This is a genomic window from Streptomyces sp. NPDC048637 (assembly GCF_040650675.1).
GTDB lineage: Bacteria > Actinomycetota > Actinomycetes > Streptomycetales > Streptomycetaceae > Streptomyces.
Genome location: NZ_JBEZHQ010000054.1, coordinates 38,776 through 45,398 on the forward strand (window position 1 = coordinate 38,776; position 6,623 = coordinate 45,398).

General features: G+C 70.2%; 7 protein-coding genes. 4 read left to right on the forward strand and 3 right to left on the reverse strand.

Features of this window, described 5'->3' with window-relative positions; genetic code table 11:
- The first annotated feature begins 19 nt into the window (after window positions 1–19).
- The gene (locus AB0C46_RS37460; RefSeq protein ID WP_362833587.1) at window positions 20–601 is read left to right on the forward strand and encodes a VanZ family protein; all 582 of its coding nucleotides are present in this window, start codon (window positions 20–22) and stop codon (window positions 599–601) included.
- On the opposite strand, the gene AB0C46_RS37465 is transcribed toward AB0C46_RS37460, so the two are convergent.
- Window positions 552–1,106, reverse strand: a complete 555-nt coding sequence (locus tag AB0C46_RS37465) for an acyl-CoA thioesterase (RefSeq protein WP_362833588.1) — start codon at window positions 1,104–1,106, stop codon at window positions 552–554. The two genes, AB0C46_RS37460 and AB0C46_RS37465, sit on opposite strands and share 50 nt — an antisense overlap.
- A gap of 273 nt (window positions 1,107–1,379) precedes the next feature.
- Between AB0C46_RS37465 and AB0C46_RS37470 the strand changes: the two genes are divergently transcribed.
- Window positions 1,380–2,663, forward strand: coding sequence for an LCP family protein (locus AB0C46_RS37470; protein ID WP_362833589.1), 1,284 nt, complete (start codon window positions 1,380–1,382; stop codon window positions 2,661–2,663).
- 62 nt (window positions 2,664–2,725) lie between these two features.
- On the opposite strand, the gene AB0C46_RS37475 is transcribed toward AB0C46_RS37470, so the two are convergent.
- Window positions 2,726–3,901: an acyl-CoA dehydrogenase family protein gene (locus AB0C46_RS37475; protein WP_018087089.1), complete on the reverse strand. Its 1,176-nt coding sequence runs from the start codon at window positions 3,899–3,901 to the stop codon at window positions 2,726–2,728.
- 209 nt (window positions 3,902–4,110) lie between these two features.
- Between AB0C46_RS37475 and AB0C46_RS37480 the strand changes: the two genes are divergently transcribed.
- On the forward strand, window positions 4,111–5,478 hold the full coding sequence (locus AB0C46_RS37480; RefSeq protein WP_362833590.1) for a UDP-glucose/GDP-mannose dehydrogenase family protein: 1,368 nt from the start codon (window positions 4,111–4,113) through the stop codon (window positions 5,476–5,478).
- Window positions 5,479–5,493: 15 nt separating this feature from the next.
- Here AB0C46_RS37480 and AB0C46_RS37485 read toward each other — a convergent pair whose 3' ends face one another.
- Entirely contained in the window at window positions 5,494–6,045 is a 552-nt protein-coding gene (locus AB0C46_RS37485) for a CGNR zinc finger domain-containing protein (protein ID WP_362833591.1), read from the reverse strand.
- A gap of 73 nt (window positions 6,046–6,118) precedes the next feature.
- Between AB0C46_RS37485 and AB0C46_RS37490 the strand changes: the two genes are divergently transcribed.
- On the forward strand, window positions 6,119–6,487 hold the full coding sequence (locus AB0C46_RS37490; RefSeq protein WP_362833592.1) for a VOC family protein: 369 nt from the start codon (window positions 6,119–6,121) through the stop codon (window positions 6,485–6,487).
- Window positions 6,488–6,623 lie beyond the last annotated feature (136 nt).

The window sequence follows — 6,623 nt, forward strand, 5'->3', positions numbered from 1 at the left end:
GTCCTGAAAGGGGCGCACTGTGTGGCAGGTTGTGCTGGGCATCACCCCCACCACGGTGACGCTCTTCCTCATGATGGCGCTGGCGGCGGCGGTCGCGCTCGCCCTGTGGACGGCGCTCGTCCCCGACGGCGGCGCCCCGCGCACCACGGCCCGGATGCTGCTGGCCGGCTGGCTGCTGCTGCTCCTGCTGGCGACGCTCGCGCCCAGCCAGCCGGTCGGCTCCGGGGACGCGACGGTGTGGTGGCGGCCCGGTGAGGGGCTGTTCGACCTGGGCGCCCAGCTGGAGCCCGGGGAGCTGGAGATGCTGGTGCGGCGGCAGATCGCCAATGCCGCGCTGTTCGTGCCCGCACCGCTGCTGCTGCGGTTCGCCGCGCCGCGCGCGTCGGCCGCCGTGGCGTTCCTGCTGGGTGTGGGTCTGTGCCTGGTCATCGAGACGGCGCAGCTGCTGATGCGGGCCGGGCGGATCGCCGATATCGACGATGTGATCTGCGCGGCGGCCGGCACCGTCATCGGCACGGGGCTGGCGCTGGCGGCGCAGCACGGGGTCGCCGTTATGCGTCGTCGAGGCCTTCCGCGGCGCGCCGTTCGCGCAGCTCCATGATCGCGCGCCGCCGGGCGAGGCGATGTGTCCGGCGGATCTGTGCCTCCTGGTAGCGGCGCTGGTCGCGCTCGGTCTCGGGGAGCACCGGCGGCACCCGGCGCGGCTTGCCCTGCTCGTCGACGGCGGCGAAGACGAGGTAAGCGGAGCCGACCTGCTGGGCCGGGCTGGATTCGTTCCAGCGCTCGGCCAGGACCCGTACGCCGACCTCCATCGAGGAGCGTCCGGTCCAGTTGACCTGGGCGCGCACATGCACGAGGTCGCCGATCCGGACCGGTTCGAGGAAGGCCATCTCGTCCATGGAGGCGGTCACGGCGGGCCCGCCGGAGTGGCGCCCGGCCACCGCGCCCGCCGCATCGTCGACGAGCTTCATGATCACGCCGCCGTGCACCGTTCCCAGGAGGTTCGTGTCGCCGGCCGTCATGATGTGGCTGAGCGTGATGCGGGACACGGAAGTGGGCTTGCCCACCACTTCTCCCTCGGGGTGGTCGGTGACGAGTTCGGTCATGGAGCCAGCCTAAGCGGGCGCCCGTACGGCACCGCCCCGCACGGATCGTGAGACTGGTCTCGCCGTTTCCGCAGGTCCGTGACACGGGTCTCACCGCCTCCGCCGGAAACCATCCGGAATGGTTGCTTCCATTCGTGCAGGTCGGAATGGTCACGTCCGCTAGCGGTATGCGGCGGAAGGGTGCCGTAGCTTTGCATCAGCTCTGCAACAGCACTGGCCCGATCCGGCACCCGCACTATGGAGACCGCCGCTGCGGCATGCACACTTCCCCGTATGAATGAGTGGCCCAATGGGTGGTCCGGCGACCAGAGCGGCAACCGGTACGGACACGGCAGCGGCGGTGCCGAGCCGGAGGGTGCGCGCGCCATGCCCCAGGTGCGGCGCGACGCAGGCCCCGGCTATCAGCGGAGTGAGCCTCCGATGCCGCCGTCGATGTCCCCGCGCAGGGGCGCGGCCGTGCCTCCGCAGCAGTCCCAGGGCTACGACGACGCATACGACGGCTACAACACCGGCCAGGTCTACGGCGGTGGCCGCGGCGGCGGTGCCGGCTACGACGAGGGCCACGGCGGCCGGCCGCGCCCCCACTGGGGCAAGCGCATCAAGTGGACGGTCATCACCCTGGTAGCGGTGCTGGCGGTCACCTCGGTCGCGACCTACTTCTGGGCCGACGGCAAGCTCCGGCGCAAGGTCGACCTGAGCAAGGTCATCGACCGGCCGGAGACCGGCGACGGCACGAACTACCTGATCGTCGGCTCGGACAGCCGCGCGGGCATGACCGCCGAGCAGAAGCGCAAGCTGCACACCGGCTCCGCCGAGGGCAAGCGCACCGACTCGATGATGATCCTGCACGACGGCAGCAACGGCCCGACGCTGATATCCCTGCCGCGTGACTCGGACGTGGAGATACCCACGTTCGTCGGCTCGGACTCCGGCAAGAAGTACCCGGGGACGGGGCGGCACACCAAGCTCAACGCGGCCTACGCCGAGGACGGCCCCGAGCTGCTGGTGCGCACCGTCGAGTACAACACCAAGCTGCACATCGACCACTACGTCGAGATCGGCTTCGCCGGCTTCGCCAACATCGTGGACGCCATCGGCGGGGTCGAGATGGACCTCCCCAAGGCGATCAAGGACAAGGACTCCGGCGCCGACTTCCCGGCCGGCAAGCAGACCCTCAACGGCCAGCAGGCGCTCGCCTACGTCCGGACCCGGCACGCCTTCGCCCAGCAGGACCTGGACCGTACGAAGAACCAGCAGAAGTTCCTGGCGACCCTGGCGAGCCAGACCGCCACCCCCGGCACCGTCCTCAACCCCTTCAAGCTCTACCCGACGATGAGCGCCGGCCTGGACACGCTCGTCGTCGACAAGGACATGAGCCTGTGGAGCCTGGGCGAGATGTTCTTCGCGATGAAGGGCGTCACCGGCGGCGAGGGCAAGTCCATGAACATGCCGACCTCCGGCAGCAACGGCGGCAACCTGGTCTGGGACAAGGCCAAGCTCCAGCAGCTGGTGCAGCAGCTCAACAACGACGAGAAGGTCACCGTCAGCAGCAACTGACCGGATGCACGAGGGCCCCGGACCGCCGCTGCGGTCCGGGGCCCTCTGCTGTCCGTGGGTGCCTACTGCGGCAGGTTGCGCGCCATCACGATCCGCTGGACCTGGTTGGTGCCCTCGTAGATCTGGGTGATCTTGGCGTCCCGCATCATCCGCTCGACCGGGTAGTCACGGGTGTAGCCGTAGCCGCCGAGCAGCTGGACGGCGTCCGTGGTGATCTCCATGGCCGCGTCCGAGGCGTAGCACTTGGCCGCCGCGCCGAAGAACGTCAGGTCCTCGCCCTTGCCGCCGGCCGATATCCGCTCGGAGCGGGCGGCCGCGGCGTAGGTGAGCTGACGGGCCGCCTCCACCTTCATGGCCATGTCGGCGAGCATGAACTGGACGCCTTGGAAGTCACCGATCGGCTTGCCGAACTGCTTGCGCTCCTGGACATAGCCCTTGGCGTAGTCCAGAGCGCCCTGGGCGATGCCGAGGGCCTGGGCCGCGATGGTGATGCGGGTGTGGTCCAGGGTCTTCATGGCAGTGGCGAAGCCGGTGCCCTCCGCGCCGATCATGCGGTCGGCGGGGATCCGGACGTTGTCGAGGTAGACCTCGCGGGTCGGGGAGCCCTTGATGCCGAGCTTCTTCTCCGGGGCGCCGAAGGAGACCCCCTCGTCGCCCTTCTCGACGACGAACGCCGAGATGCCCTTGGAGCGCTTCTCGGGGTCGGTGACGGCCATCACCGTGTAGTACTCGCTGACGCCGGCGTTGGTGATCCAGCGCTTGACGCCGTTGAGGATGTAGTGGTCGCCGTCGCGGACGGCCTTGGTCTTCATACCGGCCGCGTCCGAACCGGCGTCCGGCTCGCTCAGGCAGTACGAGAACATCGCGTCGCCCTTGGCCAGCGGGCCCAGGTACTTCGCCTTCAGCTCCTCGGAGCCGGAAAGGATCACCGGCAGCGAGCCGAGCTTGTTGACCGCCGGGATCAGGGAGGACGACGCACAGACGCGGGCGACCTCCTCGATGACGATGACGGTCGCCAGCGCGTCGGCGCCGGCCCCGCCGTAGGCCTCCGGTACGTGGACGGCGTGCAGGTCGTTGGCGACCAGCGCGTCGAGCGCCTCCTGCGGGAAGCGGGCCTCCTCGTCCACCGCGGCGGCGAACGGCGCGATCTTCGCCTCGGCGAGCGAGCGCACCGACTCGCGGAGCATGTCGTGCTCCTCGGACGGCCGGTACAGATCGAAATCAGCGGTTCCCGCCAAGGTTTCTCACTCCCCTGTGAGCTGAATGCCAGTGCTAACTACCGTTAAGTAACCCGTTACGTCTCCGGATTCTAGGCGCCGAACCCGGCTGCGGATACGTGAGGTTGCCGACAGTTACCCAAGCACCGCCTGCGCGGCCGGCGTGGGCCAATCCCGGCCCGACTATGCTCGGTCAGCGCCGTTTTCCTCAGTATGCGTCTGGAGCATCCATGCCCCTCAAGATCACCGTGATCGGCACCGGCTACCTCGGCGCCACCCACGCCGCGGCCATGGCCGAGCTGGGCTTCGAGGTGCTGGGCCTGGACGTGGTCCCCGAGAAGATCGAGATGCTGCAGCGGGGCGAGGTCCCGATGTACGAACCGGGTCTGGAGGAGCTGCTGCGCCGCCATGTCGCCGGGATCGAGGGGTCGAGCGGCCGACTGCGCTTCACCACCTCCTACGAGGAGGCCGGGGCCTTCGGCGATGTGCACTTCGTCTGTGTGAACACCCCGCAGAAGCACGGTGAGTACGCCTGCGACATGTCGTACGTGGAGAGCGCCTTCGACGCGCTGGCGCCGCATCTGACCCGGCCCACGCTGGTGGTCGGCAAGTCGACGGTGCCGGTGGGCAGCGCGGCCCGGCTCGCCCGGCGGCTGGCCGCGGCCGCCCCGGCGGGCGAGGCCGCCGAGCTGGCCTGGAACCCGGAGTTCCTGCGCGAGGGCTTCGCCGTCAAGGACACCCTGCACCCGGACCGGATCGTCGCCGGAGTGGTCGGCGTGGGGGCACCTCCCAGCGGTAGCTGGGGGAGGGCCGAGGAGCTGCTGCGTGAGGTGTACGCCACCCCGATCGCCGAGGGCTCGCCGTTCATCGTCATGGACTACCCGACGTCCGAGCTGGTGAAGACCTCCGCCAACTCCTTCCTGGCGACCAAGATCTCCTTCATCAACGCGATGGCGGAGGTCTGCGAGGCGGCCGACGGCGATGTGGTGAAGCTCGCCGAGGCCATCGGGCACGACGACCGGATCGGCAAGAAGTTCCTGCGGGCCGGCATCGGCTTCGGCGGCGGCTGCCTCCCCAAGGACCTGCGGGCCTTCATGGCACGCGCCGGTGAACTCGGGGCCGACCAGGCCCTGACGTTCCTCCGTGAGATCGACTCGATCAACATGCGGCGCCGCGGCCACATGGTCGAGCTGACCCGGGACGCGGTCGGCGGCGGCTTCCTCGGCAAGCGGGTCGCCGTCCTGGGCGCGACCTTCAAGCCGGACTCGGACGATGTCCGCGACTCCCCCGCGCTCAATGTCGCCGGCCAGATCCACCTCCAGGGCGGCCAGGTGACGGTGTACGACCCCAAGGGCATGGAGAACGCCCGGCGGCTCTTCCCGACGCTGGCCTACGCGGACACCGCGCTGGAGGCGGTGCGCGGCGCGGATGTGGTGCTGCATCTGACGGAGTGGCGCGAGTTCCGTGAGCTGGACCCGGCCGCCCTGGGCGAGGTGGTCGCCGAGCGCCGCATCCTGGACGGCCGGAACGCCCTGGACCCGGCGCTGTGGCGCAAGGCCGGCTGGACGTACCGCGCACTGGGCCGCCCGCAGGCGTAATCCCCCGGCCTCCGCCTACTCGGACTCCGCGCGCCGGGCGCGGTAGGTCCGCATCTTCGCCCGGCTGCCGCAGACCGCCATGGTGCACCAGCGGCTGCGGCCGGCCGGGCTCTTGTCGTAGAAGACCCAGCGGCAGTCATGGGCCTCGCAGGCCTTGAGCCGGGTCCAGGTGCCGCCGGCGACCGCGGTCGCAATGCCCGCGGCGACCAGCGCGGTGAGGTACCCCGCGCCGCCGAGCCCGGCGGCCGGGCGCAGCGCGGCGCCGCCGTCGGGCTGTACGGCCAGGACGAGCGGCGCGGCGGCCAGCATCCGGTCCAGCGTCCGGGCTGTCCCCTCGGGTACGGCGGTGCCGGAGGTGTGCGCCAGACAGACCTCCCGGAGCGCCTCGCGCAGCTCCTGCAGCTCCCCGAGCGCCGTCGCCCCGCCACGTCCGGGCACCCCGTGATCGTGCAGAAAGCCGCCGAGGCCGCCGTCGGCGGTCAGCGTGTCCTCGCCGGTCTCGATATCGAGGGTGTTCACCAGGTCCTGCACCAGCCGCAGGGAATCCGGAGCTGTTCGGGATGCCACCCTTGCGATGTTACCGATACCTGGCATCATGCAGTAACGAGGTTACCGGTTGGAGTGATGAGGAGGTAACGCCATGAGCCTGATCAAACTCGGCGTCGTCGCACTGGACTGTCCCGACCCCCGGGCGCTCGCCAACTTCTACGCCGAGGTACTCGACTGGCAGGTGACCGGAGGCGACGACGAATGGATCGAGATCGCCGGCCCGGCCGGCCGCACCCTCGCCTTCCAGCAGGTGACGGACTTCCGGCCCCCGCAGTGGCCGGGCCAGGACGTACCGCAGCAGCTGCACCTCGACTTCGACGTGGCACGCGCGGACCTCGACGAGGCCGAGCGCAAGGTCATCGCCCTCGGCGCGAAGCTCGTCCAGCGGGACGCTGAGGGCCGCGACTGGCGCGTGTACCTGGACCCGGCGGGGCACCCCTTCTGTCTTTGCCTCAAGTAACCGTTCCGCTGCGCTTTGCCTCGGGCCCACGTTTTTGGCTGTCTCGCCGTTGCGCCTGGCGGCGGGCCGGGTCCGCTGCGCGGGGCTGTCGGGGTGCGGTGACGGGCCTCCGCGGGTGGGGGTGTCCGGACTGCTT

Bases quoted from the DNA above. Each gene is read 5' to 3' on its own strand.
- AB0C46_RS37465 (WP_362833588.1), bottom strand. From the start codon at position 1,106: ATGACCGAACTCGTCACCGACCACCCCGAGGGAGAAGTGGTGGGCAAG.
- AB0C46_RS37470 (WP_362833589.1), top strand. From the start codon at position 1,380: ATGAATGAGTGGCCCAATGGGTGGTCCGGCGACCAGAGCGGCAACCGG.
- AB0C46_RS37480 (WP_362833590.1), top strand. From the start codon at position 4,111: ATGCCCCTCAAGATCACCGTGATCGGCACCGGCTACCTCGGCGCCACC.
- AB0C46_RS37490 (WP_362833592.1), top strand. From the start codon at position 6,119: ATGAGCCTGATCAAACTCGGCGTCGTCGCACTGGACTGTCCCGACCCC.